Below are 25,212 nucleotides of genomic sequence, written 5' to 3'. Positions count from 1 at the left end.
CGACTCACCGAACGGTTGAAGAGCGTTAGGCGATGGAAAACGCCGATTTCTTCATGGGCCTTGCCCAGCAGGCGCTGTGGATCACGGCGCTCGCGGCCGCGCCGATCCTCATCCCGGCACTGATTTCGGGCCTCGTCATCGGCATGATCCAGGCGGCGACATCCATCAACGAACAGACGCTCAGCTTCATTCCAAAGCTCATCATCGTCGGCGCGATGCTGGTGCTGTTCGGCGGATCGATCATGGTGTTGATCGCCGACTTCACCCGCGAAATCTTCGAGCGTATCCCGGACCTGCTGCAATGAGGGGGGCGCGATGATCGCGCCGGGCTTTGCGGGCGTCGAAACCCAGCTGTGGGTCTGGCTGATCGCGATGATCCGGCCGGGCGCCGCCTTCATCGCCGCGCCCGTTTTCGGCGCGCCCGCTGTCCCGCTTCAGCTGCGCTTGATCCTGGCGCTCGCGCTCGGCCTCGCCGCGCTCAACAGCGTCACCATCCAACTGCCAGCCGATGGCGTCGCCAGCATCCAGGGCGTGCTGATGGTGGCGGGCGAAGTGCTGGCCGGCCTGGCCATGGGGTTCGCGGTGCAGATCGGCTATGCCGCCGCCTTCGTCGCGGGGGAAACGATCGGCAACGCCATGGGTCTCAACTTCGCCGCCATGGTCGATCCGTCCTCGGGGCAGGGGACGCAGGTTCTGGGGCAGTTTCTCTCGATCCTAGCCACTTTCCTGCTGCTGGGCATGGACGGCCACCTGCTGCTCGCCAGCTTCGTCGTGCAAAGCTATGTCGCCATTCCGCCCAGCAGCGGCATATTGGCCAACGACACCATCTGGCGGCTCATCGAATTTGGCGGTTCGCTGCTGGGCATGGGCGTGACCGTCGCGCTGCCTGTCGGCTTTGCGCTGGTGCTGGTGCAGATCGTCATGGGCATGCTGTCGCGCGCCGCGCCTTCGCTCAACCTGTTTGCGGTCGGCATGCCGATGGCGATGATGGCGGGCCTGATCCTGCTCGCCATCGCCGCGCCGATCATGGCCGAAGGCATGACCGCAGCCTTGAAGGCTGGGCTCACGGAAGCCGGCCACATCGCCGAGGGCCGCTGACATGGCCGGCGGCAGCGAGGGCGGCGAAAAGACCGAGAAGCCGACACCCAAGAAATTGCAGGACGCCGCCAAGAAGGGCGACATCCTCCAGTCGCGCGAACTGGGCACGGCGATGGTTGTCATGGCCGGCATCGGTTGCCTGGCGGTCGTCGGCCCATCGCTGATCGACGCGCTGCGCGACATGCTGGTGGAGGCGCTGCGCATCCGGCGGGAGGACATTGTCGACTTCTCGCCCGCCAAGCGCGGGCTGGATCTGCTTGCCAGCATCGCGCTGCCGGTGGCGGGCGTCATGCTCGCCACCTTTCTGGCCGCCATCGCCGCGCCGGCGCTGCTTGGCTCGCTGGGCTTTCGCCCCGGCGCCTTCGCGCCCAAGCCCGAAAAGCTCAACCCCCTGTCGGGCCTCAAGCGCATCTTCGGGATGCAGGGGCTGATCGAACTCATGAAGTCGATCGCCAAGGTCGGCCTGCTGGGCAGCATCGGCGTCTGGCTCATCTGGGACCGGCTGAGCGAAATTACCGGCCTGGGCAAGGCGGGGATAGCCCCGGCCATCGCCGACGTGGGCAACATCTTCATCTTCACCTGCCTGGTCATGGCGGGCGGCCTGTTCCTGATCGCGGGCATCGACGTGCCTGCCCAGATCATGCAGCGCGCCAAGCGGCTGGGCATGACCAAGCAGGAAGTGAAGGACGAGCATAAGGAAAGCGAAGGATCGCCCGAGCTCAAGGGGCATATCCGCCGCCGCCAGTTCGAGGTATTGAGCGGCTCCACGCGCAAGGCTGTCGCCGAAGCGAGCGTCATCATCACCAACCCCACCCATTTCGCGGTCGCGCTGCGTTACAAGCCGGGGCAGGACGCCGCGCCCGTGGTCGTCGCCAAGGGGTGCGACGCCATCGCCGCCTCGATCCGCGACCTGGCCGACACCCACGGCGTCACCGTGCTGCAATATCCCGAACTGGCGCGCGCCATCTACTTCACCAGCCGCGCGGGGCAGATCGTGAATGAAGGGCTGTATATGGCGGTGGCGACCGTCCTTGCCTTCGTCTTTCGCGTGGAAAACAAGATGGCTGGCGAAATGGACCGGCCCTTCATCACCGTGCCCGACGATCTGCGCTTCGATGCGGATGGGCGTAAGCTCTGACCGGTGCTGAAGCCGTCGCGGTCCGCGTCTTATTTGCGGGCGACAAATTTTTTTTGCTCAGCGCCCTAAAACATCAGTTTGCCTATCCGTTCTCTGTTCACGGGGACGCCTGAGGATGGTGCGTCATGGACGATTATGTATCGCGTACTGAATTGTCGCCGGTCGACCGCGCGGTCGTCCGCGCGTCTTCGCCCGTGCCCGCCATCCAGGCGGTGTCCGCCAACCGGACCAGTGACGCGCTGGCCCAGGACAAGCGAAGCGCCCTGCCGCAGTCCGACCTGACGGGCAGCAGCCAGGAAGAGCTGGCCAGCCTCGCCGAATATGTCGAGGTCCATGCCCGCATTGCCGAGATATTGGCCGACCTCGACGCCGGGTCGACCGACCTAGCGCAGGCGCAGGACGCGGTGCAGGCGATGATCCCCAGGCCCATGGTGCTGGTTCCCCTGCCGCCGGCCAGCAAGGAGGCGGTGGAACATGCCGCCGACGTCGCCCGGCGCATCGTCGCGCGCGCTGGTCACGCCCATGCCGGGCAAGCGCATCTGCGCCGCGCAACGGTGGAGCAGGTCGCGGTTTCCGGCAATTAGACCGGGCAGGGCAGGACCATCCGGCCCTGCCGCAAATCTTTCCTAAAGGTCTTTTCGCTACCGCCGTTCTACCCTCTTGAAAGGACGGCCCAATGACTTCGGTAGGCAGCAGCATCTTGACGGCGCTCGGCGCGGGATCGGGGATCGACACGTCCTCGCTCGTTTCCAGCCTGGTCAGCGCGACGCGCGAGCCGAAGGAATCGGCGATCACCAGCCGCCAGTCGCTCAACAGCTCGCGCATCTCCGCGCTCGCCTCTGCGATCAGCTCGCTCGACACCTTTGCCGACGCGCTCACCGAAGTGCTCTCGGGCGCGGACTATACCGGCACCGCGTCGTCCAACGACAGCAGCATCGCGTCGGTCACGCTGCTGAGCGGCGGCAGCCCGTCGGGCCTGCCTGCGCAGCTGACGGTCGACCAGTTGGCGACCGCGCGCGTCCTGTCTTCCGCCGCGACCGCCGGCGCGACGGGCAGCAGCGCTGTCGGCACCGGCAGCTTCACCATCACCAACGGGGCGGGCGAAGCGACCACCATCACGATCGATTCGACCAACAACAGCTTTGCCGGCCTGGCCGCCGCGATCAATGCGGCGGGGACGGGCGTCACGGCGCGCGTCGTGACGGATACCAACGGCACGCGGCTGGTGTTCAAGGGCGAAACCGGCGCGGCCAATGATTTCTCCATCAGCACTACCGCCGACGACAGCGGCAGCGTGCTGGCGGGGCTGGGCTGGAACGGCACGGATAGCGCGACCATGTCCAGCACGTCGGCGCCGCAAAACGCCAAGATCACGCTGGACGGCGTCGCCTATGAATATGCCAGCAACACCGTGGATGGCGCGATCGACTATCTGCGCATCGACCTCAACAAGGCGTCGCCCGGCACCACCGTCACCTTGTCGATGACCCAGCCCACGGCGGGCCTGTCCGACCTGCTCAAGGAATTTGTCAGCGCCTATAATACGCTGATGACCGCGCTCAACACCGCGACGGCGACGGGCGCGGACTCGTCGAGCGCCGGGGTCCTGAACGGCGTGTCCGGCGTGCGCGACATGAAGCGCCAGCTCGCCGCCATCACCTCGACCCCGCTCGGCGGCACCGGCGCCTACAAGACGCTGGCCGATATCGGCGTTACGACCAATCGCGACGGCACGCTCAGCCTCGACACCGACATGCTGGCGCAGGCGATGGAGGCGGACCCCGAAGGCGTTACCAACATGGTCAATCCCAAGGTTTCGACCGCCGCCAATCCGGGGCTTGCCAGCCTGATGGACAGCGTGCGCGATTCGATCGAGAAGGATGATGGCCCGCTCAAGCTGGCGCAGGAGCGCTATGAGGCGCTGGCCGAGGATTTTACCGAGCAGCTCGACAAGCTCGACGATCAGATGGCCAATTATGAGGAGCATCTGACCAAGGTTTACGCGGCGATGGAAACACGCCTCAGCGCGCTCAAGGCGACGCAAAGCTACCTCGAACAGCAGATCGAGGTCTGGAACAACAGCGATAGCTAAATCGGGACGGAAGACGATGTTCTACAATCAGGGTTATGCAGGCGGTTCGGCGGCGCGGCGGTATGCGGCGGTGCATTCGGGCAGCCGCACCGAAGGGGCGACCCCGCACGGACTGGTCAAGATCCTGTTCGACGAATTGCTGCTGGCGCTCGACGCGGCCGCGCTGGCCGAACGCAATGGCGATCGGATGAAGGTGTCGGACAAGCAGGCCCGCGCCATGTCCATCCTGTTCGCGCTCGAATCCAGCCTGGACTTCGACAAGGGCGGCGACGTCGCCACGGGTCTGGCGCAAATCTATCGCGAGGCGCGCCGGCTGTTGCTGGTCGGCGCGAAGGAGCGCTCCGCCGCGCCGGTCGACGAAGCGCGCGCCATCGTCGCGGAAATCGCGGAAGCCTGGAACCAGATCGGCTGAGGCAAGGCAGGCGCGTCATCAGGGCCAGCGCCGCGCCATTGGCCTCGGGCGGCGGGGTTGCACCCCCTATCAGCCCTCTGTATAGGCGTTGCTCGCATGAGGGCGGTCCGGCGGGGCCGCCTTTTTGCGTTTCGCGCAACCCCGCGCATCTGACGATTTAGGCATCAGTCCAGAAAGGTAAGGCCCATGTCGATTAAGCCGCTCATGCCCGTTTACCCCCGGTGCGATGTGCGTCCGGTGCGAGGCGAGGGCTGCTATCTGATCGGCGAGCGCGGCGAGCGCTATCTCGATTTCGCCAGCGGCATCGCCGTCAATCTGCTCGGCCATGGTCATCCCCGGCTGGTCAAGACGATCGCCGATCAGGCCGCGACCCTGATGCACACGTCCAACCTCTACGGCATGCCGCTGGGGGAGGAGTTCGCGCAGAAACTGGTCGACAACACATTCGCCGACACCGTCTTCTTCACCAATTCGGGTGCGGAAGCGGTGGAATGCGCGATCAAGACCGCGCGCCGTTATCATTTTGCCAATGGCGAAGCGCACCGGCACAAGATCATCAGCTTCGACAACGCCTTTCACGGGCGGACGCTCGGCACGATTTCGGCCACCAGCCAGCCCAAGATGCGCGACGGTTTCGAACCGCTGCTGCCCGGTTTTCAGGTCGTGCCCTTCAACGACCTTGAGGCGGCAACCGCCGCTGTGGACGACAATACCGCAGGCTTCCTGCTGGAGCCAGTGCAGGGCGAAGGCGGCGTGACCCCGGCGACGGAGGAGTTCCTCAAGGGCTTGCGCCAGCTGTGCGACGAACGGGGGCTGTTGCTCATCCTCGACGAAGTGCAGTGCGGCTATGCGCGCACCGGCACCTTCTTCGCCCATGAACAATATGGCGTCACGCCCGACGTCATGGCCGTGGCCAAGGGCATTGGCGGCGGCTTTCCGCTCGGCGCGTGCCTGGCGACCGAGGAAGCGGCCAAGGGCATGGTGTTCGGCACCCACGGGTCGACCTATGGCGGCAATCCGCTCGCCATGGCGGTGGGCCTTACTGTGCTGGACGAAGTGCTGGCCGATGGTTTCCTCGACCATGTGAAGACCATGGGCGCGCGCCTGCGCGCAGCATTGGAACAGCTCATCCCCAATCACGACGACATGTTCGCCGATGTGCGCGGCATGGGCCTGATGCTGGGCGTCAGGATGAAGGACGCCTATGACGCGCGCGCCTTTGTCGGGCATCTGCGCGATCATCACGGGCTGCTCGCCGTGTCGGCGGGGCAGAATGTGCTGCGCATCCTGCCGCCCCTCGTGATCGAGGAAAGCCACATCGCCGAAGCCATCGAGAAGATTTCCGCCGGCGCGCGGAGCTTCAAGCAGGCGAAGGCGGCTTGAACCAACTATTGCCGTTCGTCCTGAGTAGCCATGGAGCTTGCCGAAATGGCGTATCGAAGGGTCGGGTCTGCGCGACTGCTTCGATACGGACCTTCGATGGGCTCAGGCCCTACTCAGCACGAACGGAGCTGATGAGGGGCATACCCCATGACCAAGCATTTTCTCAATCTTTCCGACGCAGGCGGCGATGCCATCGCCGCGATGATCGCCGACGCCATCGACCGGAAGGCCGCGCGGGCGGGCAAGCCCAAGGGCGCGGCCGATGCCGACACGCCGCTCGCCGGCCATACGCTGGCGATGATCTTTGAAAAGAACAGCACCCGCACGCGCGTCAGCTTCGACATGGCAATCCGGCAGCTGGGGGGCACGTCGCTGATCCTGGATGGCGCGACCAGCCAGCTGGGACGCGGCGAAAGCATTGCCGATACCGCGCGCGTCCTTTCCCGCATGGTCGATGCCATCATGATCCGCACCGACGACCATGCCAAGGTGGAGGAAATGGCGCATTATGCCACGGTTCCCGTCATCAATGGCCTCACCGACCTGTCGCACCCGTGCCAGATCGTCGCGGACCTGCTGACCGTCGTCGAACATGGCCTGGCGCTGCCTGGCAGCCAATGGGCGTGGCTGGGCGATGGCAATAATGTGCTGCATTCGATCGTCGAGGCGGCCGGCCTGATGCGGTTCGACGTGCGCATGGGCATTCCCCATGGCTATGATCCCGACCCCGGCTTTGCCGATGCGGCGCGCGCCGCGGGGTCGACCATCACGCTGACGCGGGACGCGGCAGAGGCCGTGGCGGGCGCGGACGTGGTCGTCACCGATACCTGGATTTCCATGGGTCAGGCACATGCCGACGAAAAGCTGGCGGCGATGATGCCGTTCCAGGTGACGTCCGACCTGATGCGCCAGGCCAAGCCCGGCGCCAGGTTCCTCCATTGCCTGCCTGCCCATCGCGGCGAGGAGGTGGTGGATGCGGTTATCGACGGGCCGCAGTCGCTGATCTGGGACGAGGCGGAAAACCGCATCCATGGCCAGAAATCGGTGCTGCTCTGGGCGCTGGGCCGCCTTGGTTGAGATTTCGGGCGGGCTTCCTATCTAGGCGGCCTGCCCGCATCGCTGGATGCTGAAATCTTTGGCCGGCCCCATGCGCGCCGGCTGCCGGAGTATCATGTTGACGCCTGCCGCCACCCTTGACCAAGCCGTTGGCTTCACCATCACGCAGCGCCATGCGCGCGGTCGGCTGGTGCGCCTTGGCCCCGTGCTGGACGCGGTGCTCGCCGCCCACGCCTATCCCCCCGCGATCGAACGGACGCTGGCCTCCGCGCTGGTGCTCGCGGCACTGCTGGGCAGCACGCTCAAGGAGGAAGGGGGGCAGCTGACCCTTCAGGCGCAGACCGACAATGGCGTCATCAGCCTGCTGGTCGCCGATTACAAGAATGGCGACCTGCGCGGCTATGCCAAGTTCGATGCCGACCGCCTTGCCGAGCTGGGCCCCGACCCGTCGCTGTTCGGTTTGTTCGGCAAGGGTTTCCTTGCCATCACCTTCGACCTTGCCGAAACCGGCGAGCGCTATCAGGGCATCGTGCCGCTGGAGGGCGAATCGTTGGCGGACGCGGCGGAGCATTATTTCTTCCAGTCCGAACAAATCCCCAGCCTGATCCGCATTGCCACCCGCCATGACGCGGGCGAAGGGTGCATCGCGGCGGGCCTTCTGCTCCAGCATCTGCCCGAAGGCGAAGTCGGGCGTGAAAGGCTGCATGTCCGCCACGATCATCCCGAATGGGAGCATGTGCAGGTGCTGGCCGACACGCTGCGCCCCGACGAACTGACCGACCCCGCCTTGCCGCTGACCGATATATTGTGGCGGCTGTTCCATGAGGAAGAGGAAGTGCGCGTGAGCGAAAGCGCGCCGCTGGCCAAGGGGTGCCGGTGCGATCTGGCGCATATCCGCGACGTGATCGGCCGCTTTCCTGCCGAAGAACGCGCCGAAATGGCGGGGGACGATGGCGTCATCGGCGTCGATTGCGCCTTCTGCTCGCGCATCTTCCCGCTGGCGCTCGACAGTTTCGACGCGGATGCGCCGACCCCGGCCTCTGGCGCCAATTGAGGCCAGCCGTTCCGTTTGCGCTATGAAATTGCCGCAATTGTCCGGCAATGATTCAGCATCATCTCTTTGCGACTTTGGAAAAGGCGGATCGACCATGGCAGCAGCGCGCTCATTAGGTGTCGCGATCGCGCTGATCGGCGTGGCCGGCGCGGCTTATGGCGCAGGCCCCGTCAAGCGCGCTGCGCCGCCGGCCAAAGCGCTACAGGCGTTGAAGCCAGGCCAGTGGGAAGTGCGCGAGCGCGGCGAGGATGCGCACACGCGCCGCCTCTGCATCAGCGACCTGCGCCAGTTGCTCCAGCTGCACCATGGTCCCCGCCTGTGTTCGGCCTTCACAGTCGATGACGGCGCGAAGTCCCTGTCCATCACCTATGATTGCGCCGCGGCGGGCAATGGCCGCACCGACCTGCGCGTGGAAACCGACCGGCTGGTGCAGATCCGGTCGCAGGGGGTCGCCAATGGCGCGCCCTTCGCCTTCGATGCCGAAGCGCGGCGCCTGGGTCCCTGCCGGCCTTGACCCGCAGCATCAGCGTCAGGGCGCGACCGCTTGCGCTGACGCGTCGGGAGGCGTAGCGCGGCGCCATGGTTGCTGGGCAAGATAAATTCGCCGTCGTCCTCCTGTCGGGCGGGCTTGATTCCATGGTGGCGGGCGCGCTGGCGCGCGAAGCGGGCTTTCGCATCTTCGCGCTGTCGATCGACTACAATCAGCGCCATCGCGTCGAATTGCGCGCCGCCGCCCGCGTGGCGCAGGCGCTCAACGCGATCCGCCACATCGTCCTGCCGCTCGACCTCACCGCCTTTGGCGGATCGGCGCTAACGGCCGACATCGCCGTGCCCAAAAGCGGAGTGGGGGGTGACATCCCCGTCACCTATGTGCCGGCGCGCAACACGATCTTCCTGTCGCTGACGCTGGGCCTGGCCGAAGTCGCGGGCGCGAGCGACATCTTCATCGGCGTCAACGCGCTCGATTATTCGGGCTATCCCGATTGCCGGCCCGAATTTATCGACGCCTTTCAGAAGATGGCGACGCTCGCCACCAAGGCGGGGGTGGAGGGGCATCCGATCCGCATCAACACGCCGCTGCAATATATGACCAAGGCGGACATCGCGCGCGAGGCCGATCGGCTGGGCCTCGACGCCGGGATCAGCTGGTCCTGCTATGATCCCACGCCCGATGGCAAGCATTGCGGCCTGTGCGACAGCTGCCGGCTGCGCTCCAAAGGCTATCAGGAAGCGGGCCTGCCCGATCCCACAATCTATGCCGTGCAGCCGCCCAAGGCATAAACCATGAGCTACGCGGTCAAGGAAATGTTCCTGACGCTCCAGGGCGAAGGGGTGCAGGCGGGGCGGCGCGCGGTATTCCTGCGCTTTGCCGGCTGCAATTTATGGAGCGGGCGCGAGCAGGACCGCGCCAGCGCCATATGCCGTTTTTGCGATACGGACTTCGTCGGCACCGACGGCCTTGGCGGCGGCAAGTTCGCGGATGCCGATGCGCTGGCCGACGCCGCGCTTGGCTTCTGGGGAGAGGGGGCGCAGGGGCGCTACATCGTGCTGACCGGCGGGGAGCCGATGTTGCAGGTGGACGACGCGCTGGTCGACGCGCTGCATGATCGCGGCTTCACCATCGCGATCGAGAGCAACGGCACCCTGGCCGCCCATCCCGGCATCGACTGGATCTGCATCAGCCCCAAGGCCGGCAGTGACGTGGTGCAGCGATCGGGCCATGAACTAAAGCTCGTTTGGCCGCAGCCGGGCGGGGGCCATAGCCTGGCCGATGTCGACGCGATGGCCGGATGGGCCTTCGACCATCACCTGATCCAGCCGCTCGACGACGCCCACGCCCCCGACAACGCCCGCGCCGCCATCGCCCTGGTCATGGACCGCCCGCAATGGCGGTTGACGGTGCAGGCGCATAAATATCTGGGGCTGCGATAGGGCAGCGCTGGTCGCAGGACACTGCGATCCGCCATCGCCTGCTGCCGCCCTTAGGGTTGCGGAAATGACCGGGATGGGTGATTTGTGGACGGTATGTTTCATTTCGTCATCCCCGCAAAGGCGGGGACCCATCGTCTCAGCACGGCACGTGAGCTATAGTCGAAAGATGGGTTCCCGCATTCGCGGGAATGACGAAGGAGGGTGGGAAGCAGAACGATGACTTTCGAAGGCGCATAATTGCAAAGCGACTGACCTTTTTTCCGTCATGCCAGCGAAGGCTGGCATCTCAGGCGATGGTGCGCAACGATGAGACATGGCGCGCGGCGGCTACACCTACATCATGACCAACAAGGCTCATGGCGTCCTCTACATTGGCGTTACCGCCAACCTCGCCGCACGGGTGCTTCAGCATCGAAACGGCACCGGATCGACCTTCTGCAAGAGATATGGCCTCACATGTCTCGTGCTGGTGGAGCCTCATGATGACATGACGCTCGCCATTGCCCGCAAAAAGGCGCTCAAGGTCTGGAAGCGCGAATGGAAAATTCGATTGATCGAGGGCAGCAATCCAGATTGGCGCGATCTGTCAGACCTCATTGCATGACCGCCCGAGATCCCAGCCTTCGCTGGGATGACGACTATGTGGGCGAGCCTAAGGCGCTATTGAATGGCCGGGAGTGGTCGAAATACGACCTCGTCCTGCACGCTCATCCTGTTTCGCCCCAGCCACTCGATGAGAAAACGCCGTCATGCCGCGCTAGACCCGGCATCCCGCTCTCTTGGACGGAAGAAGCAGGACCCCGGCTCAAGGCCGGGGTGACAATGATAAGAGCTGACCCAAATCGCCAGCAAGCCTCTCGCCCGACTTACGGCGTGACGCCGACCTTCTCATTATAGGCCTGATGGCACACCGGCTCCAGCACGCCCTTTTTCCAGCAGCCAGGGTCGAAGGAGGGCAGGGCGACGGCATAATCGTCGCCGGGCATGCCATAATATTGCTCGCCCGCCTGAATGAGCGATTTCTTGATCGAGGCGAGGCCCGCGCGCGCCACGTCGGCGAGCGCGCCGCGATCGGCGAAAATCGCCTGGCGGCCGACGACGCCGGCTTCCTGGCAAAAGCCCTTTTGCGCCTGCACCGTCGAATAGCCCGAATAGATGCGGGTATTGTACATGTCCGCGGCCGACTGGCCGGCGCGGCCCTTGCCCGCGGTACGCTGGAAATAGGCGAGCAGCGTCGCCTGCGCCGCGTCCAGTTCCGCGTCATGATGGGCGATCATGGCATTGTAATTGTCGACCGTCAGCAGCGTGGGTTCGAACTGGCATTGCAGCGCCGCGACGTTGAGCGCGGCGCGCAGATTCCACGCCAGCCCGGCCTTGATCTCCTCAGCGGTCGCGCCCGGCAGGCCCAGCGCGATGGCGGCATTGCTGTCGGTGAAGGCAGGCGCGCTCATGTCGGGCGGCGACCAGTAGAATTGCGCGGCGGCCGGCTGCGCGGCCAGCGGCATCAGGGCGATCGACAGGCTGCACAGGCTGGTGCGCAGGGCGGAACGGAAGCTCATCGTCTCGTCTCTCCAGAAGGATGCGGCGCGGCGCATCCCGATAGTCATAACCATGCGCGCATACTATTCCGATGGCGGTCGGCTTACTGGTCCGCCACCACTTCGGCATCTTCGGCCGGTGCGGCGGCAGGCGCGGCGCTCGCGGGTGCGCTCTGATTGGCCGCACCATCATTGCCGGGCGCGGCGATCGCGGTGCCTTCGCTCTGCACGCCGTCCAGGTCGGTCATCGCGTCGGTCGCGGTGCCGTCCACCACTTCCATGTCCTTCATCTGCACATTGCTGCCGCCCTTGTCGCCGCCCCCGCAGGCGGTCAGCGACAGCAGAGCGGCGGTGCAGACGATCCATGCATTCACGCGCATCCGGGTCTCCTTGAACATCGCGTCGATACCCGGCATCCCCCGCCGGTCAGAGCGCAGGACCCTAGCGGGCGGCCTCGCATTGCTCAAGCCCCGAGCCGCAGCGCGACAAGCGGCTGAGAAAGGACGGGAAATGGCTTTTAAGGGCTGCGTCGAGCGCGGCCATCGACGTGTTGCCGCCCAGCGCGGCGATGCTGGTCACGGGATAGTCGCTGATGCCGCAGGGCACGATGCCGGTAAAATGCGACAGGTCGGGGTCGACGTTGATGGAAAAGCCATGCAGCGTCACCCAGCGCCGCACCCGGATGCCGAGAGCGCCGATCTTGGCCTCGCGTCCCTGCGCGTCGTCGGTCCAGATGCCGATCCGCCCCTCCGCCCGCCGCGCCGGGATGCCCAGATCGCCCAGTGCCGCGATCATCCAGCCTTCCAGATGGTGGACGAAATTGCGCACATCCTTGCCGCGATGCCCCAGGTCGATGTTGAGATAACCGATCCGCTGCCCCGGTCCATGATAGGTGTAGCGCCCCCCGCGCCCGGCGTCATGGACGGGAAAGCGCGGGTCGATGAGTTCGGCCGGGTCGGCGCTGGTTCCCGCCGTATAAAGCGGCGGATGCTCCAGCAGCCACACCCGCTCGCGCGCGTCCCCGGCGTAGATCGCGGCGGCGCGCGCTTCCATGTCGGTCAGCGCTTCTGGATAATCGACCGGCGCCGCATCGACGCGCCATTCGACGTGGTCGGGGAAGGGAAGGGGATCAACCATGGCGTTTCCTTGACTTGGGGCAAGCGAGCGATCAAGTCTCCTGGCCGCATTTCCCCCTCTTGAGGCAGGCAGATTAGATATGGCGACAATCTCCATCGGCAAGGCGTGGGAGGAAGCCGTCGCCTTCATCCGGCGCGAAGCGACCTTGCTGTTTCCGGTCGCCCTGCTGTTCGTGGCGCTGCCGGGACTGGTCGTTCAGGAAATGACACCGCCGCAGTTGCAGGCCTGGTTCGCGCAGCCGAAGGCGGACGCCATTCCGGTGATGCCGCCCGGCTTTGCCCTGTCGATGCTGCTGGGCATCGTCATCATCTGGTTCGGGTCGCTGGCACTGTTCGCCTTGGCGCTGCGCCCCGGCATCAGCGTGGGAGAGGCACTGCGGCTCAGCTTTTCGCGACTGCCCGTCCTGCTGGGCACCGCGCTGCTGGTGGTCGTTGCCATTGTCGCTTTCATTGTCGTGGTCGCGCTGGTCAGCGTGATTTTCGCCATGGCCTCGCAACAGGCGGCGCATGCGATGGGCCTGCTTTTGGGGCTGGCCGCGGTCATCATCGTCTTTTTCGCGAGCATCCGGCTGGTCCTGCTGAATGCGGTCGTCATCGACACGCGCGGGGGCGTAATCGAATCGTTGCGCCACGCCTGGTCGCTGACGCGCGGTCATTTCTGGCGGCTGTTCGGCTTTCTGGTGATCGTGATGCTGTTGTCGACGCTGGTGGGCACGGCCGCGCAAGTGATCGTCGGTCTGCTGGGCAGCCTGCTCGCAGGCCCGGAGGGTGCGCGGCTGGCTGGCGGCATCGCTGCCGCGGCGGTGTCGGCGGTGGTGCAGGTCTATCTGCTGGTGATGCTCGCGCGCATCTATCGTCAGGCGTCGGCGGCCTGATCCAGGATCGGCACATGCGGCGCGGCATCGCGCGGCACTATGCCCGCCAGGCGCGGGTCGGCGAATGTCTCGACCTCCCGCGCGAAGGGTGTGAAGCCTGATCGCATGTAAAAGCCCAGCGCTCCCGGGCTGTCCAGCGTGCAGGTGTGGACCTGGAAACGCTCCACGCCCTTGCGCCAGGCGAGCGAGGTTGCGTGCGCCATCAGCCATCGGCCCAGCCCCTTGCCGGTCCGTTCGGGAACCAGGCCAAGGAAGCTTAGCCCGCAATCGGGCATGGACCGGAAATCCAGTTCGAGGAGGCCGATTTCCGTGCCGCGCGGGTCCGTGACCGCATAGATTTCGACGGCGGGGTCGTGGAGGATTGCCAGCAATGGCGCGTCCGCCATCACCAGCCGGGAAAACCACAGCCATGGCGCGCCGACGCGGCGGAACAACGTGCGATAGGCGTCAGCATCGGGCGTTTTCCAGCGGACGAGCCGCAGCGGCGCGGGCGGGATCGGCGCCGGCCGGGGCCGGGCGCGCATCTCCAGATGGGTGACGATCGTGGCCACCATGCCCGGTTCGACCCGCGTCAGCGGCACGAGCGTCAGCTCCAGCTTGCCATGGGCGGCAGGCTCATCAGGATGGCGTCGATATTGCCGCCGGTCTTGAGTCCGAACAGGGTGCCTCGGTCATGGACCAGGTTGAATTCGGCATAGCGGCCGCGCCATTCCAGCATGGTGCGATAGTCCGCCTCGCTCCACGGCTCCGCCATCCGCCGCCGCACGATCGGGGGGAAGGCGGCGAGGAAGGCGTCGCCGACCGCGCGGGTAAAGGCGAAATTGGCGTCGAACGCTGTGTCGTCGGCGCATTCCAGATGATCGTAGAAGATGCCGCCGACGCCGCGATGCACGCCGCGATGGGGGATGAAGAAATAATCGTCCGCCCATGCCTTGAACCGGGGGTAATGATCGGGATCATGCGCGTCGCATGCGTCCTTCAGCACGGCGTGAAAATCGGCCGTGTCTTGTTCGCGTGGCAGGGGCGGATTGAGGTCCGCCCCGCCGCCGAACCAGCTTTTCGTGGTGACGAGATAGCGCGTGTTCATGTGCACGGCCGGGACATGCGGGTTGGCCATATGCGCCACCAGGCTGATGCCGGTGGCGAAGAAGGCTGGGTTTTCTTCCGCACCATGAATCGTCTGGGCGAAGCCGGGCGCGAACTCCCCGCCCACGGTGGAGATGTTGACGCCCACCTTTTCGAATATCTTGCCCTTCATCACGCCGCGCACGCCCCCCCCGCCTTCGCCGGGCGCCTGGCCATCCGCCTCGCGGTCCCAGGGGGTGAAGGCAAAGGCGGCGTCGCTGCCGGCTTCGCGTTCGATCGCTTCAAATTCGGCGCAGATGCGGTCGCGCAGCGATTCGAACCAGCTACGCGCGGCTTGTTGGCGATCATCGAGCGCGAAGGGGACGATGGGAACGGGATTGGTCATGCGGGAAACCCCTCGGTCTGGCGTAATGCTTCGGCCACGGCGATGCCGGTCGACACGGCGATATTCAAGGACCGAAAGCCCGGCGCCATCGGAATGCGCACGCGAATATCGGCCAGATCGCGCACGCTATCGGGCACGCCGGCGCTTTCCGACCCCATCAACAGCACGTCATCGGGCGCGAACCGTACGTCCGGCAATCGCTGCGAGGCGTGAGCGCTCATCAACAGCAATCGCCGGCCTTCTGCCCGCCGCAGAGCATCGAACGCCTCGAAATTGGCATGGCGGGTGACGTCGGCCGCCGCGCCATAATCCATCGCGGCCCGTTTTAGGCGCGCGTCGGAAAAGGCGAATCCGGTGGGCATGATGATGTCGACGGGCACGGCGAGACAGGCGGCAAGGCGCAGGATCGCGCCGACATTGCCCGCAATCTCCGGTTGGTAAAGGGCGATACGCATGGGCAGCGCCATAGAGCAGCGCAAGCTTTTGTAACAGGCCAAGTAAGATTGCGGTTGGCAAAGCGCGCGCTTCCCGGTTATCAGGCCCGCGAACCACACCGGGGGGAAGGTGGGGGCAGCCACGGCTGACAACCCAAATCCCTTGATAATCAGCGTCGGTAACGGCATGCGGTGTGACAGGGAAGTCTTGCAAGGGTAGAGGTGCATGGCGAGCGTTGATCATTCTGACGGGCAAACTCTATCCGGCGGAGAAGAGGTGCGCCGCCGCGATTTCATCAATATCGCCGCGGTGAGTTTCGCCGGGATGGGCGCGGTGGCCGTGGTCGTGCCGCTCATCGACCAGATGAACCCCAGCGCCGACGTGCTGGCGCTGGCGTCGACCGAAGTCGACCTGTCGGCGATCCAGCCGGGGCAGGCGATCAAGACGACATTCCGGTCGCAGCCGCTGTTCGTGCGGCACCTGACACCCAAGGAAATTGCCGAGGCTGACAAGGTGGACGTCGCCACGCTGCGCGATCCGCAGACGCTGGAAGAACGCACCGTCGACGGCAAGAAACAGTGGCTCATCACGATGGGCGTGTGCACCCATTTGGGCTGCGTGCCGCTGGGCGCGGGCGAGGGGGAAAATCGCGGCGAATATGGCGGCTATTTCTGCCCCTGCCACGGGTCATCCTACGATACCGCCGCCCGTATCCGTAAGGGGCCTGCCCCCAAGAATCTGGAAGTGCCTGAATTCAAGTTCACTTCCGACACTGCCATTCTTGTGGGTTGAGGGGGGACCGTCATGAGCTTTCCATGGGCTGAACATTATACTCCCAAGCATCCCGTGATGCAGTGGATGGACGAGAAGCTGCCACTGCCGCGCCTCGTCTACAATGCGGTGGGCGCTGGCTATCCGGTGCCGCGCAACCTCAACTATTTCTGGAATTTCGGCGTTCTGGCCGGCCTGGCGCTGGTGATCCAGATCGTCACTGGCGTCATCATGGCGATGCATTATGGCGCCAATGACCTGGTCGCCTTCGCCACCGTCGAACAGACGATGCGCGACGTCAATTCGGGCTGGCTGATGCGCTACGCGCACGCCAATGGCGCCAGCTTCTTTTTCATCGTCGTCTATCTCCACATCTTCCGTGGCCTCTTCTACGGCTCCTACAAGGCGCCGCGCGAGATGGTGTGGCTGCTGGGCCTTGTCATCTTCCTCCTCATGATGGCGACCGCCTTCATGGGCTATGTGCTGCCCTGGGGGCAGATGAGCTATTGGGGCGCGAAGGTCATCACCGGCCTGTTCGGCGCGATCCCGGTCGTGGGCGAACCGATCCAGACCTGGCTGCTGGGCGGTTTCGCGCCGGGCAACGCGTCGCTCAACCGCTTCTTCTCGCTGCACTTCCTGCTGCCCTTCGTGATCGCAGGGGTCATCATCCTGCACATCTGGGCGCTGCATATTCCCGGATCCAACAACCCGACAGGCGTTGAGGTGAAGGGGCCGCAGGATACCGTGCCCTTCCATCCTTACTACACGGCGAAGGACGGGTTCGGGGCTGGCGTGTTCCTGATCCTCTTCTCGATCATGCTGTTCTACGCGCCCAATTATCTGGGCCATCCGGACAATTATATCGAGGCGAACCCACTCTCAACGCCCGCGCATATCGTGCCGGAATGGTATTTCTGGCCCTTCTACGCCATCCTACGCGCCTTCACTGTCGACTTCTTCTTCGTGCCAGCGAAGCTGCTGGGCGTGCTGGCGATGTTCGCATCGATCCTGCTGCTCTTCTTCCTGCCCTGGCTCGACAATTCGCCGGTGCGCTCGGGCAATTATCGCCCGACGTTCAAGAAGTTCTTCTGGATCCTGGTCATCGACGTGCTGATCCTGGGCTATTGCGGCGGTGCGCCAGCGGAAGAGCCCTATGTCATGATCAGCCAGGTCGCGGCGGCCTATTATTTTGCGCATTTCCTGATCGTGCTGCCGCTGATCGCGCGCTTCGAAAAGCCGCTGCCGCTGCCCGGATCGATCACGGAATCGGTGCTCAATCGCCACAACATAAAAGGCGAAGAGGATGCGCTGCCCGGCATGGGCGCCGATCCGCAGCCTTCGAACGCCGGTTAAGGGGGATAGGATATCATGGTTCGCATCGGCGCATTCCTCGTCGGCCTCTTTTTCGCGGGCTGGCTGCTGATCTCCTTCCTCTTTGGCGCGGTCGCCTATGTGTCGGACCCGCCCCAGCCAACGGTGGAGCATGAATTCCACAAGGCGCCCAAGCATGTGTCCTTCTCGTTCGATGGACCCTTTGGCCGTTATGATCGCCAGCAGCTGCAACGCGGCTTTCAGGTGTTCAAGGAAGTCTGCTCGGCCTGCCACAGCCTGAAGTTCGTGGCGTTCCGCGATCTGGAAGCGCTTGGCTATAATGAGGCCGAGGTGAAGGCGATCGCCAAGCAGTGGGCGATCAAGACGCCCGATGTCGATCCCAAGACCGGGGAGATGTCGACCCGCGATCCGGTGCCCGCCGATCACTTCCCCAAGCCCTTCGCCAACAATGTCGCGGCGGCGGCGGCGAACAACAATGCGATCCCGCCTGACCTGTCGCTGATGACAAAGGCTCGCCATCATGGCAGCGCCTATGTCTATTCGCTGATCACCGGCTATCAGCCGCAGCCTGCCGAACTGCTCAGGGAGTTCCCGGATGCCAAGACGCCGGAGGGGCTGCACTACAATCCCTATTTCGCCAACCTGAATCTCGCCATGGCGCCGCCTCTGACGGCTGAGGGCCAGGTGAGCTATGGCGACGGCACCAAGCCGACCGTCGACCAGATGGCGAAGGACGTGGCCGCCTTCCTGACCTGGACGGCGGAACCAAAGCTTGAAAATCGCCGTCGCGCCGGCCTTGCGACGATCGTCTTCCTGCTGATCGCCACCGGCCTTGCCTATATGGCCTATCAGAATATCTGGGCGGACAAGAAAAAGGCGGCCTGACGCCCTCTTGCCAGCGCACGAACACAAGCGGGGCGCGGTTCCTTGAGGGGACCGCGCCCTTTGCCTATGGAGGCTTCATGAGCATCGACAGCCTGACCGCCCTGATCCGCACCATTCCGAATTTTCCCAAGCCGGGTATCCAGTTTCGTGACGTCACGACGCTGCTGGCGGATGGCCCGGGCTTTGGCGAACTGGTGGAGCGGCTGGTCGCTGTCGCCCGGCCGCTCGACCCTGACCTGATCGTCGGGATCGAAGCGCGGGGTTTCATCCTGGGAGCGGCGCTCGCTGCTGCCTTGGGCAAGGGCTTCGTGCCGGTACGCAAGGCGGGAAAGCTGCCCGGCAAGACCGTCGGCATCGACTATGTGCTGGAATATGGCAGCGACCGGCTGGAACTGCATGAGGGCCAGGTGCCCGCCGGCGCGCGGGTCGTGCTGGTCGATGATCTTATCGCGACCGGCGGAACCGCGCTCGCCGCAGCGCAGCTTCTGCGCGAGCAGGGCGCCAGCGTGCTGATGGCGCTGTTCGCCGTCGATCTGCCCGACCTGGGCGGCAAGGCGCTGCTGGAGGAGGATGGCGTTGCCACGCAGGCGTTGATCGCCTTTGACGGTGACTAGGGCGCGCCAGCGCTTGCCCCTTCCCGGATCAGCCGTCCAGGCTCGCCAGCGCTTCGGGCAATAAATCCACCGCCTGCGCCAACCGTTCATCGATCAGGCCCAGCAACTCCATCCAGCTGTTGATATGGTCCAACTCGCCCGGACCGTCCGAGACACCGCGCAGGCCCATCAGCGGAACGTCATAGCGTGCGCAGGCCCGGGCGACCGCAAAGCTTTCCATGTCGACCATGTCGGCGTCGATGCCGGCATACTCCTCGCCGCCCACGACATTGGCGCCGGTCGACAGGCGCGCCAGCGGCAGCGGCAACGGGGTTGTCAGCGGGATATCCACCGGATGATCGGTCATCGGCGTCACGCCTTTGGGAAAGCCAAGGCGGGTGGCATCCATGTCGCGCCAGGATACGCTGGCGATCTGGAAAATCTCACCCAGCGGGCAGCGGCGTGAGCCGGCCGACCCCAGCGACACGACAAGGTCGGGCAGGGTGTCGCGCGCCGCCAGGGCCTGGAGCGCAGCGCCCATCGCGATGCCCGCTTCGACAGGGCCGACGCCGGTCAGCAGCGGCGTGAACCGGGCGCGCAAATGTGGGCCATATTCTGCGTCCACCGCCATGACGAACAGGACGCGCCTGCCCGCGATTGTCTCGCCTTCCATCATGACCATCCCCTTCGTCTGCTGCACTGTGCCCTTAGGCGAGGCGGATGGCCAGGCGAAGCGCCAATGCGCGGCTTTTCGCTTGCCTTGCCCCGGTCCGCTGCGTCAGATGCGACAAATCGCACCGCCAGCAGGAGCCAGACATGACGCCGATCGAACGCGCCGCCCGCGCCTTGTGCCAGACGCTGGGCCAGTCGCAGGAAGACGCCGATTGGCAGGCCTGCCTGCCCCAGGTTCGCGCAGTGCTGGACGCCATCCATGAACCCAGCGATTATATGAAGGAAGCCGGGGCCGGCATCACCCGCTACATCAGCCCCGACAGCGACGAGCGCGCCTATGCGCAGGATGCCGCCAATGTCTGGCGTTTCATGCTGGACGCCATGAAGAAGCAGGTGCCCTGACGGCAATCTCCTGAGCGACCGAATAAAAAAAGCCCCGCGACCGATGGCCGCGAGGCTTTTCATGGTGGGCGTGGCAAGGATTGAACTTGCGACCCCTGCGATGTCAACACAGTGCTCTACCACTGAGCTACACGCCCGCCGTGGAGGGGGCCAATAGCCGGGGGCGTGCGCCCGCGCAAGCGGTTATTTCTCGCCTGGACACATTCTTCTGGACAGGGAAGGGGGGTCCCATATGCTGCAAGGCAAACAGGGGGACGCCACTTCATCATGATGCCATCGCCATCTTCGCCGATCCAGACGGCGCCGCGTCTGCCATTCTATCGCCAGCTCTATGTTCAGGTTCTGGTCGCGATCGCGCTGGGCGTGGCAATCGGCCATTTCTTTCCCGATGCCGGCGTCCAGCTCAAGCCGCTGGGCGAAGCCTTCATCAAGCTGGTGAAGATGATCATCGCGCCGGTCATTTTCCTGACTATCGTCACGGGCATTGCCGGCATGAAGGAACTGGGCGCGATCGGCCGGGTCGCGGCAAAGGCATTCGGCTATTTCCTGACCTTTTCGACGCTGGCGCTGATCGTCGGGCTGATCGTCGCCAATGTCGTGCAACCGGGCGCGGGGTTGAACATCGATCCGGCCACGCTCGATGCCGGGAAGGTAGCCGACTATGCGCATCAGGCGCATGAGCGCACGCTGACCGGCTTCCTGATGAGCATCATCCCGGCGACCATGGTGTCGGCCGTGGCGGACGGCAACATCTTGCAAGTGCTGTTCGTCGCCATCCTGTTCGGCATTGCGCTCACCATGATCGGCGACAAGGCCGCGCCGCTGATGGCGGTGCTGGAATCGGCGAGCCATGCCGTGTTCAAGCTGGTGGGCTTTCTGATGAAGGCCGCGCCGATCGGCGCGTTCGGGGCAATGGCCTTCACCATCGGCGAATATGGCGTAGGCACGCTCGCCAATCTCGCGGGGCTGGTCGCGACATTCTATCTGACGTCCCTGCTGTTCGTGCTGGTGGTGCTGGGTGCGGTGTGCTGGGCGGTGGGGTTCAATATCCTGCACCTGATCCGCTATCTGAAGGCGGAATTGCTGCTGGTGCTCGGTACATCCTCGTCCGAAGCGGCGCTGCCCAGCCTGATCGAGAAGATGGAGCGGGCGGGATGTCGCAAGTCGGTCGTGGGACTGGTGGTGCCGACCGGCTACAGCTTCAACCTGGATGGCACCAATATCTACATGACGCTGGCCGCCCTGTTCATCGCCCAGGCCTGCAATGTGCATATCAGCCTGGAGGAGCAGATCTTGCTGCTGCTGGTCGCGATGATTTCGTCCAAGGGCGCGGCCGGGGTGACGGGTGCGGGCTTCATCACGCTCGCCGCGACGCTGTCGATCGTGCCGTCCGTGCCGGTTGCGGGCATGACCCTGATTCTGGGCGTCGACCGGTTCATGAGCGAGTGCCGCAGCCTCACCAATTTCGTGGGCAATGCGGTGGCGACGGTCGTGGTATCGGTATGGGAAAAGGGGCTGGATCGCGAGCGCTTCGCCGCAGCGATGGCCGGCATCCCGCTCGACTTGACGCCCGACATGCAGGAAGTCGTGCCCGATTGATGCGGGTCAGCTCAGGCCCGAAAGGCTTTCGCTGCCGAACATGCGCTCAACCTCCAGCACCAGGTCGCGCAGGTGGAACGGCTTGGACAGCACCTTGGCCTGGGGCACCGCCTTGCCGGCCTTGAGCGTCACGGCGGCAAAGCCGGTGATGAACATGATTCGCATGTCGGGCGCGACCTGTGCTGCATGTTGTGCCAGTTCGATGCCGTCCATTTCGGGCATGACGATATCCGTCAGCAGCAGATCGAACCGGTCGGAATCGATATAGGGCACGGCCTGCGTGCCGGTCGCCACCGCGATGACCTCATATCCCGATCGTTCCAGAGCACGGGCAAGATAGACGCGCATGCTCTCATCATCTTCGGCCAGTAGAATGCGAATCATTGCCCCCAACTTCGGTCCGTCCGGCGCAACGCCGGCGTGCACGCCACCGACAGGGTGGCGCGAAGCCCGCTTATATGCGACAAGGTGTAAATATTATCCAGCCGGGTAACCAATTTCGCGGATCGGGTGAAAGGAGCCGCCTTGAACGAAGACGTGCTGCCAGTTCCGCCCGTGCGTAACACCGCCTTCGACCGTTTCGGTCCGGACCTGCCAGATCGTCCCGTCATCCTTTCCGTACCTCATGCGGGTCGCGGTTATCCCGACGCCCTGATGGCCACCGCCCGCGTGCGCCCGGCCATGCTGCGGCGATTGGAAGACCGCTGGGTGGACCTGCTCGCCCGCCCGCTGATCGCGCGGGGCTTTACCGTGCTGGTGGCCCGCGCGCCGCGTGCGTTGATCGATCTCAACCGGCATGAGCGGGAGGTCGACCCGGCGATGATCGCTGACCCGCCGCACGATGCGGCCTGGCATAGCAGCGCCAAACTGCGCGGCGGCCTGGGTCTCTTTCCCCGGCGGATGCCCGGCGCCAGCGACCTGTGGCTGCGCCCCATGCCGTGGGCGGAGGCGCTGCGGCGGATCGAGACTGTCCATCGGCCCTATCATGCCGCGCTTGCGCGTTTGATGACGGCGACCCGGGATGCGCATGGCCATGCCATCCTGATCGACCTTCATTCCATGCCGCCACTGCCGCCGCCGGGCGCAGGGCAGACGCCGCCGGGCATCGTGCTGGGGGACCGTTTCGGCCGCAGCGCGTCGAGCCAGCTGATCGCGCTCGCCGCCGACATCGCGCATAGTCATGGGGTAGGGGTGGCGCAAAATTCCCCCTATGCCGGCGACTATCTGCTGGAACGGCATGGACGACCCGACCGGGGGCTGCATGCCTTGCAGGTGGAAATCGACCGGCAACTCTATCTCGATGGCGCGCTGGACCAGCCGGGTCCCGGCGTGGCGCGGATGCAGGCGCTGATCACGGACCTCGCTGAGGCGCTGGCGGTGGAGCTGCCGCGCGCGGGCTATGCGATGGCGGCTGAATAGCGCCGTCGCGGATCACGCGCAGCGCGCCGGCGACGCTCAAATGGTGCGAATCGAAATAGAGCGGCTTGCCGTCCGCCTCTATGGCGCAGGGGCCTGATGCGCATAGCGCAGCCAGTGGGCTGATGAGCGATACGCCGCGCCGCCGCCAGCGATCGAACAGGGCGCGCAGATGCGGCGTGCGCGCCTCCACCCAGGCAAGGCTGACCCCGCGCGCCTCGTCCAGCCGCCCGGCGCGCGCGAGATGAGCGAGGTGGCGGGGAACGTCGAAAGGCTGGGGCGGGACCGGGCCGATCAGCACGACCTGCCGCCCTTCGCGCCGGATCGCGGCGATGGTCCGGTCGAGCTTGGCGACGAAGCCCGGTGCGTCGAAATCGCCATTGGCCCAGAAGGCGGCCAGATAGACGCGGCGAATTGCCGGATCGGCGCGCAACGCGGCTAAGGCGGCGCGGTTGGCGGCGGCGCAGCGCGGGTCCCTGGCATCATAGCCCAGGACCGGCGGGCAGCTGGAGGTGGTGCGCTGAACCAGGGCGCGGCCCTGTGCCTTCGCCTTCAACGACAGAGCGTAGGCCAGTTCCACGCCATGACTGTCGCCCCAGAGCATCGCATCTGGAGCGACCTGCGCGCCCAAGATGCAGGGACGCGCGCCACGCATATAGGTGTCATGGCATTGTTTGCGCGTCGGGCTGAAATCATTTCGTCCACCGATTTGCGCCAGCACCGGCGCGGAGAAGCGGGACGGCCATCCGCCCATCGCCATCAGTCCGCCCGAAGCCAAACACAGCAGGAGCATGGCGGCGGCGGTGAAGCGGAATATCCCCTTGCCCGACACGCGCGATCGATCGCGAAACGGCCGCTCGACATAGCGCCAGGATAGATAGGCAATGGCCAGGGCGGCGGCAATTACGCCCCATCGCAGGCCTCGCGCCAGCGGCGCGTCGGTCGCATATTCGGCAAAGACGATCAGCGGCCAGTGCCAGAGATAGAGCGAGTAGGAGAGAAGGCCGATGCCGACGAGGAGCGGTCGGCCGAGCAGCCGTCCGACGCTGGTGCCGGGCGCGGCATGGAGCAGGGCCGCGGCTCCGAGCACGGGCGGGAGGGCGGCAAGGCCGGGAAAGATGGTGGCGCGATCATAGAGGGCGACCGGCAGGGCGATCGCCAGCAGGCCGGCGCAGGCGAGCAATTCGGCCACCACGCGGCGACGAATCGCCGGGACCGCGCCGATCGCCAGCAACGCCCCGGCGAATAATTCCCAGGCGCGGGTCGGCAGCAGATAGAAGGTGAAGCCGCTGGTGTCCCGCTGCATCAGGATGGCGAGCGCCAGCGACAGGGCGGCAAGCGTCGCCAGCGCGGCGGTGCGCCAGCGCGGCGCATAGCGGGCAAGCAGCATCAGGAGCAGCGGAAAGCCGATATAATATTGTTCCTCCACCGCAAGCGACCAGGTGTGGAGCAGCGGCTTCACGTCCGCGCCGCCCGCAAAATAGCCGGTGTCTGTGAAGAACCAGAGATTGGAGGCGAAGAGCGTCGCGGCCAGCGCCGAGCGGGGCACCCCCTCCAGATCGCCGGGGAAACAGAGCCAGGCGGCGATGGCGAGGGTGGCGAGGATCATCAGCGCCAGCGCGGGGATGATCCGGCGGAAGCGGCGCTCATAGAAACGGATCAGCGAAAATTGATCACGATCAATGTCGCGGGCAAGGATGCCGGTGATGAGATAGCCCGAAATGACGAAGAAGATGTCGACCCCGACATAGCCGCCGGAAAAGCCGGGCACATGGGCGTGGAACAGCAGGACGGGCAGGATGGCGAGCGCACGCAGGCCGTCAATGTCGCGCCGGTAGCGCTGGGAATGGTCTGTCGCCGCCATGGGAACTGGTCCGTGCATCGGCGTCCCTTTAGCCCAAAAGCCCTGCCAATTGCTTTCG

At 65.1% G+C, this 25,212-nt stretch carries 30 protein-coding genes and 1 tRNA gene; 21 read left to right on the top strand and 10 right to left on the bottom strand.

The features are described 5' to 3' along the window. Positions 1-32 precede the first annotated feature (32 nt). The 13 genes from fliQ to RLDS_RS53755 all read left to right on the top strand — a co-directional run bounded on the left by fliQ (position 33) and on the right by RLDS_RS53755 (position 10,769). A complete protein-coding gene (gene fliQ, locus RLDS_RS53815; protein WP_021228770.1) occupies positions 33-305 on the top strand; it encodes a flagellar biosynthesis protein FliQ in 273 nt (90 codons plus the stop codon). 10 nt (positions 306-315) lie between these two features. Then, a complete protein-coding gene (fliR, locus tag RLDS_RS53810; RefSeq protein WP_021228769.1) occupies positions 316-1,098 on the top strand; it encodes a flagellar biosynthetic protein FliR in 783 nt (260 codons plus the stop codon). A 1-nt stretch (position 1,099) separates the two neighbouring features. After that, positions 1,100-2,236 carry a flagellar type III secretion system protein FlhB gene (flhB, locus tag RLDS_RS53805; RefSeq protein ID WP_021228768.1) on the top strand — a complete coding sequence of 379 codons (1,137 nt, stop codon included), beginning with the start codon at positions 1,100-1,102 and terminating at the stop codon, positions 2,234-2,236. 125 nt (positions 2,237-2,361) lie between these two features. Continuing rightward, a complete protein-coding gene (locus RLDS_RS53800) occupies positions 2,362-2,820 on the top strand; it encodes a hypothetical protein (protein WP_021228767.1) in 459 nt (152 codons plus the stop codon). Positions 2,821-2,912: 92 nt separating this feature from the next. Further along, complete coding sequence (gene fliD / locus RLDS_RS53795) at positions 2,913-4,328, top strand: flagellar filament capping protein FliD (RefSeq protein ID WP_021228766.1); 1,416 nt, start codon at positions 2,913-2,915, stop codon at positions 4,326-4,328. 16 nt (positions 4,329-4,344) lie between these two features. Next, entirely contained in the window at positions 4,345-4,740 is a 396-nt protein-coding gene (locus tag RLDS_RS53790) for a flagellar export chaperone FliS (protein WP_021228765.1), read from the top strand. Between the two features lie 186 nt (positions 4,741-4,926). Continuing rightward, positions 4,927-6,123: an aspartate aminotransferase family protein gene (locus tag RLDS_RS53785; protein WP_021228764.1), complete on the top strand. Its 1,197-nt coding sequence runs from the start codon at positions 4,927-4,929 to the stop codon at positions 6,121-6,123. A 147-nt stretch (positions 6,124-6,270) separates the two neighbouring features. Then, a complete protein-coding gene (argF, locus tag RLDS_RS53780) occupies positions 6,271-7,200 on the top strand; it encodes an ornithine carbamoyltransferase (RefSeq protein ID WP_021228763.1) in 930 nt (309 codons plus the stop codon). Between the two features lie 94 nt (positions 7,201-7,294). Continuing rightward, entirely contained in the window at positions 7,295-8,233 is a 939-nt protein-coding gene (gene hslO, locus RLDS_RS53775; protein ID WP_031299280.1) for an Hsp33 family molecular chaperone HslO, read from the top strand. Between the two features lie 94 nt (positions 8,234-8,327). Further along, positions 8,328-8,747, top strand: a complete 420-nt coding sequence (locus RLDS_RS53770; protein WP_021228761.1) for a DUF3617 domain-containing protein — start codon at positions 8,328-8,330, stop codon at positions 8,745-8,747. A 65-nt stretch (positions 8,748-8,812) separates the two neighbouring features. After that, on the top strand, positions 8,813-9,514 hold the full coding sequence (gene queC / locus RLDS_RS53765) for a 7-cyano-7-deazaguanine synthase QueC (protein ID WP_021228760.1): 702 nt from the start codon (positions 8,813-8,815) through the stop codon (positions 9,512-9,514). Positions 9,515-9,517: 3 nt separating this feature from the next. Further along, positions 9,518-10,165, top strand: a complete 648-nt coding sequence (gene queE / locus RLDS_RS53760; protein ID WP_021228759.1) for a 7-carboxy-7-deazaguanine synthase — start codon at positions 9,518-9,520, stop codon at positions 10,163-10,165. 313 nt (positions 10,166-10,478) lie between these two features. Continuing rightward, a complete protein-coding gene (locus RLDS_RS53755; protein WP_021228758.1) occupies positions 10,479-10,769 on the top strand; it encodes a GIY-YIG nuclease family protein in 291 nt (96 codons plus the stop codon). A 262-nt stretch (positions 10,770-11,031) separates the two neighbouring features. On the opposite strand, the gene RLDS_RS53750 is transcribed toward RLDS_RS53755, so the two are convergent. The 3 genes from RLDS_RS53750 to lipB all read right to left on the bottom strand — a co-directional run bounded on the left by RLDS_RS53750 (position 11,032) and on the right by lipB (position 12,840). Continuing rightward, positions 11,032-11,724 carry a hypothetical protein gene (locus RLDS_RS53750; protein ID WP_021228757.1) on the bottom strand — a complete coding sequence of 231 codons (693 nt, stop codon included), beginning with the start codon at positions 11,722-11,724 and terminating at the stop codon, positions 11,032-11,034. 83 nt (positions 11,725-11,807) lie between these two features. After that, positions 11,808-12,083, bottom strand: a complete 276-nt coding sequence (locus RLDS_RS53745) for a hypothetical protein (RefSeq protein ID WP_031299277.1) — start codon at positions 12,081-12,083, stop codon at positions 11,808-11,810. A 61-nt stretch (positions 12,084-12,144) separates the two neighbouring features. After that, complete coding sequence (lipB, locus tag RLDS_RS53740; RefSeq protein ID WP_021228755.1) at positions 12,145-12,840, bottom strand: lipoyl(octanoyl) transferase LipB; 696 nt, start codon at positions 12,838-12,840, stop codon at positions 12,145-12,147. 79 nt (positions 12,841-12,919) lie between these two features. Here lipB and RLDS_RS53735 point away from each other — a divergent pair, with 79 nt between their 5' ends. Further along, positions 12,920-13,714 carry a glycerophosphoryl diester phosphodiesterase membrane domain-containing protein gene (locus RLDS_RS53735; protein WP_021228754.1) on the top strand — a complete coding sequence of 265 codons (795 nt, stop codon included), beginning with the start codon at positions 12,920-12,922 and terminating at the stop codon, positions 13,712-13,714. Here the strand turns inward: RLDS_RS53735 and RLDS_RS53730 are convergent. The 3 genes from RLDS_RS53730 to RLDS_RS53720 are packed head-to-tail and all read right to left on the bottom strand — an operon-like array spanning position 13,696 to position 15,652. After that, positions 13,696-14,295: a GNAT family N-acetyltransferase gene (locus RLDS_RS53730; protein ID WP_021228753.1), complete on the bottom strand. Its 600-nt coding sequence runs from the start codon at positions 14,293-14,295 to the stop codon at positions 13,696-13,698. The genes RLDS_RS53735 and RLDS_RS53730 overlap by 19 nt on opposite strands. Before the next feature lie 5 nt (positions 14,296-14,300). Next, positions 14,301-15,185: an oxygen-dependent coproporphyrinogen oxidase gene (gene hemF / locus RLDS_RS53725; protein ID WP_021228752.1), complete on the bottom strand. Its 885-nt coding sequence runs from the start codon at positions 15,183-15,185 to the stop codon at positions 14,301-14,303. Further along, the gene (locus RLDS_RS53720; RefSeq protein ID WP_021228751.1) at positions 15,182-15,652 is read right to left on the bottom strand and encodes a tRNA (cytidine(34)-2'-O)-methyltransferase; all 471 of its coding nucleotides are present in this window, start codon (positions 15,650-15,652) and stop codon (positions 15,182-15,184) included. Before RLDS_RS53720 ends, hemF begins: the two co-directional genes overlap by 4 nt. Before the next feature lie 193 nt (positions 15,653-15,845). Here RLDS_RS53720 and petA point away from each other — a divergent pair, with 193 nt between their 5' ends. The 4 genes from petA to RLDS_RS53700 all read left to right on the top strand — a co-directional run bounded on the left by petA (position 15,846) and on the right by RLDS_RS53700 (position 19,222). Beyond that, complete coding sequence (petA, locus tag RLDS_RS53715) at positions 15,846-16,412, top strand: ubiquinol-cytochrome c reductase iron-sulfur subunit (protein ID WP_021228750.1); 567 nt, start codon at positions 15,846-15,848, stop codon at positions 16,410-16,412. A 12-nt stretch (positions 16,413-16,424) separates the two neighbouring features. Further along, positions 16,425-17,744, top strand: a complete 1,320-nt coding sequence (locus tag RLDS_RS53710) for a cytochrome b (RefSeq protein WP_021228749.1) — start codon at positions 16,425-16,427, stop codon at positions 17,742-17,744. Between the two features lie 15 nt (positions 17,745-17,759). Continuing rightward, positions 17,760-18,608 (top strand): cytochrome c1, encoded by an 849-nt coding sequence (locus RLDS_RS53705; RefSeq protein ID WP_021228748.1) that lies wholly within the window; start codon positions 17,760-17,762, stop codon positions 18,606-18,608. 77 nt (positions 18,609-18,685) lie between these two features. Beyond that, positions 18,686-19,222, top strand: a complete 537-nt coding sequence (locus tag RLDS_RS53700; RefSeq protein ID WP_021228747.1) for an adenine phosphoribosyltransferase — start codon at positions 18,686-18,688, stop codon at positions 19,220-19,222. Between the two features lie 28 nt (positions 19,223-19,250). On the opposite strand, the gene RLDS_RS53695 is transcribed toward RLDS_RS53700, so the two are convergent. Beyond that, positions 19,251-19,877, bottom strand: coding sequence for a 5'-methylthioadenosine/S-adenosylhomocysteine nucleosidase (locus RLDS_RS53695; RefSeq protein WP_021228746.1), 627 nt, complete (start codon positions 19,875-19,877; stop codon positions 19,251-19,253). Between the two features lie 140 nt (positions 19,878-20,017). On the opposite strand from RLDS_RS53695, the gene RLDS_RS53690 reads away from it, so the two are divergent. Continuing rightward, the gene (locus tag RLDS_RS53690; RefSeq protein WP_021228745.1) at positions 20,018-20,275 is read left to right on the top strand and encodes a hypothetical protein; all 258 of its coding nucleotides are present in this window, start codon (positions 20,018-20,020) and stop codon (positions 20,273-20,275) included. 62 nt (positions 20,276-20,337) lie between these two features. Here RLDS_RS53690 and RLDS_RS53685 read toward each other — a convergent pair. Next, positions 20,338-20,412 (bottom strand) — tRNA-Val (locus RLDS_RS53685). A gap of 130 nt (positions 20,413-20,542) precedes the next feature. On the opposite strand from RLDS_RS53685, the gene RLDS_RS53680 reads away from it, so the two are divergent. Next, positions 20,543-21,874 carry a dicarboxylate/amino acid:cation symporter gene (locus tag RLDS_RS53680; protein ID WP_021228744.1) on the top strand — a complete coding sequence of 444 codons (1,332 nt, stop codon included), beginning with the start codon at positions 20,543-20,545 and terminating at the stop codon, positions 21,872-21,874. A gap of 6 nt (positions 21,875-21,880) precedes the next feature. Here the strand turns inward: RLDS_RS53680 and cpdR are convergent, their stop codons facing one another. Next, positions 21,881-22,258, bottom strand: coding sequence for a cell cycle two-component system response regulator CpdR (gene cpdR, locus RLDS_RS53675; protein ID WP_021228743.1), 378 nt, complete (start codon positions 22,256-22,258; stop codon positions 21,881-21,883). Between the two features lie 141 nt (positions 22,259-22,399). On the opposite strand from cpdR, the gene RLDS_RS53670 reads away from it, so the two are divergent. Next, positions 22,400-23,293, top strand: coding sequence for an N-formylglutamate amidohydrolase (locus RLDS_RS53670; RefSeq protein WP_021228742.1), 894 nt, complete (start codon positions 22,400-22,402; stop codon positions 23,291-23,293). Here RLDS_RS53670 and RLDS_RS53665 read toward each other — a convergent pair. Beyond that, positions 23,226-25,154, bottom strand: coding sequence for an acyltransferase family protein (locus RLDS_RS53665; RefSeq protein ID WP_236616949.1), 1,929 nt, complete (start codon positions 25,152-25,154; stop codon positions 23,226-23,228). The two genes, RLDS_RS53670 and RLDS_RS53665, sit on opposite strands and share 68 nt — an antisense overlap. Between the last annotated feature and the right edge of the window lie 58 nt (positions 25,155-25,212).

It is taken from the genome of Sphingobium lactosutens DS20 (assembly GCF_000445105.1).
Lineage (GTDB): Bacteria > Pseudomonadota > Alphaproteobacteria > Sphingomonadales > Sphingomonadaceae > Sphingobium > Sphingobium lactosutens.
The sequence above is the reverse complement of the archived record's forward strand: the minus strand, read 5'-3'. Positions and strand labels throughout refer to the sequence as shown.

Bases quoted from the DNA above. Each gene is read 5' to 3' on its own strand.
- fliQ (WP_021228770.1), top strand. From the start codon at position 33: ATGGAAAACGCCGATTTCTTCATGGGCCTTGCCCAGCAGGCGCTGTGG.
- fliR (WP_021228769.1), top strand. From the start codon at position 316: ATGATCGCGCCGGGCTTTGCGGGCGTCGAAACCCAGCTGTGGGTCTGG.
- flhB (WP_021228768.1), top strand. From the start codon at position 1,100: ATGGCCGGCGGCAGCGAGGGCGGCGAAAAGACCGAGAAGCCGACACCC.
- RLDS_RS53800 (WP_021228767.1), top strand. From the start codon at position 2,362: ATGGACGATTATGTATCGCGTACTGAATTGTCGCCGGTCGACCGCGCG.
- fliD (WP_021228766.1), top strand. From the start codon at position 2,913: ATGACTTCGGTAGGCAGCAGCATCTTGACGGCGCTCGGCGCGGGATCG.
- RLDS_RS53790 (WP_021228765.1), top strand. From the start codon at position 4,345: ATGTTCTACAATCAGGGTTATGCAGGCGGTTCGGCGGCGCGGCGGTAT.
- RLDS_RS53785 (WP_021228764.1), top strand. From the start codon at position 4,927: ATGTCGATTAAGCCGCTCATGCCCGTTTACCCCCGGTGCGATGTGCGT.
- argF (WP_021228763.1), top strand. From the start codon at position 6,271: ATGACCAAGCATTTTCTCAATCTTTCCGACGCAGGCGGCGATGCCATC.
- hslO (WP_031299280.1), top strand. From the start codon at position 7,295: ATGTTGACGCCTGCCGCCACCCTTGACCAAGCCGTTGGCTTCACCATC.
- RLDS_RS53770 (WP_021228761.1), top strand. From the start codon at position 8,328: ATGGCAGCAGCGCGCTCATTAGGTGTCGCGATCGCGCTGATCGGCGTG.
- queC (WP_021228760.1), top strand. From the start codon at position 8,813: ATGGTTGCTGGGCAAGATAAATTCGCCGTCGTCCTCCTGTCGGGCGGG.
- queE (WP_021228759.1), top strand. From the start codon at position 9,518: ATGAGCTACGCGGTCAAGGAAATGTTCCTGACGCTCCAGGGCGAAGGG.
- RLDS_RS53755 (WP_021228758.1), top strand. From the start codon at position 10,479: ATGGCGCGCGGCGGCTACACCTACATCATGACCAACAAGGCTCATGGC.
- RLDS_RS53750 (WP_021228757.1), bottom strand. From the start codon at position 11,724: ATGAGCTTCCGTTCCGCCCTGCGCACCAGCCTGTGCAGCCTGTCGATC.
- RLDS_RS53745 (WP_031299277.1), bottom strand. From the start codon at position 12,083: ATGCGCGTGAATGCATGGATCGTCTGCACCGCCGCTCTGCTGTCGCTG.
- lipB (WP_021228755.1), bottom strand. From the start codon at position 12,840: ATGGTTGATCCCCTTCCCTTCCCCGACCACGTCGAATGGCGCGTCGAT.
- RLDS_RS53735 (WP_021228754.1), top strand. From the start codon at position 12,920: ATGGCGACAATCTCCATCGGCAAGGCGTGGGAGGAAGCCGTCGCCTTC.
- hemF (WP_021228752.1), bottom strand. From the start codon at position 15,185: ATGACCAATCCCGTTCCCATCGTCCCCTTCGCGCTCGATGATCGCCAA.
- RLDS_RS53720 (WP_021228751.1), bottom strand. From the start codon at position 15,652: ATGGCGCTGCCCATGCGTATCGCCCTTTACCAACCGGAGATTGCGGGC.
- petA (WP_021228750.1), top strand. From the start codon at position 15,846: ATGGCGAGCGTTGATCATTCTGACGGGCAAACTCTATCCGGCGGAGAA.
- RLDS_RS53710 (WP_021228749.1), top strand. From the start codon at position 16,425: ATGAGCTTTCCATGGGCTGAACATTATACTCCCAAGCATCCCGTGATG.
- RLDS_RS53705 (WP_021228748.1), top strand. From the start codon at position 17,760: ATGGTTCGCATCGGCGCATTCCTCGTCGGCCTCTTTTTCGCGGGCTGG.
- RLDS_RS53700 (WP_021228747.1), top strand. From the start codon at position 18,686: ATGAGCATCGACAGCCTGACCGCCCTGATCCGCACCATTCCGAATTTT.
- RLDS_RS53695 (WP_021228746.1), bottom strand. From the start codon at position 19,877: ATGATGGAAGGCGAGACAATCGCGGGCAGGCGCGTCCTGTTCGTCATG.
- RLDS_RS53690 (WP_021228745.1), top strand. From the start codon at position 20,018: ATGACGCCGATCGAACGCGCCGCCCGCGCCTTGTGCCAGACGCTGGGC.
- RLDS_RS53680 (WP_021228744.1), top strand. From the start codon at position 20,543: ATGATGCCATCGCCATCTTCGCCGATCCAGACGGCGCCGCGTCTGCCA.
- cpdR (WP_021228743.1), bottom strand. From the start codon at position 22,258: ATGATTCGCATTCTACTGGCCGAAGATGATGAGAGCATGCGCGTCTAT.
- RLDS_RS53665 (WP_236616949.1), bottom strand. From the start codon at position 25,154: ATGGCGGCGACAGACCATTCCCAGCGCTACCGGCGCGACATTGACGGC.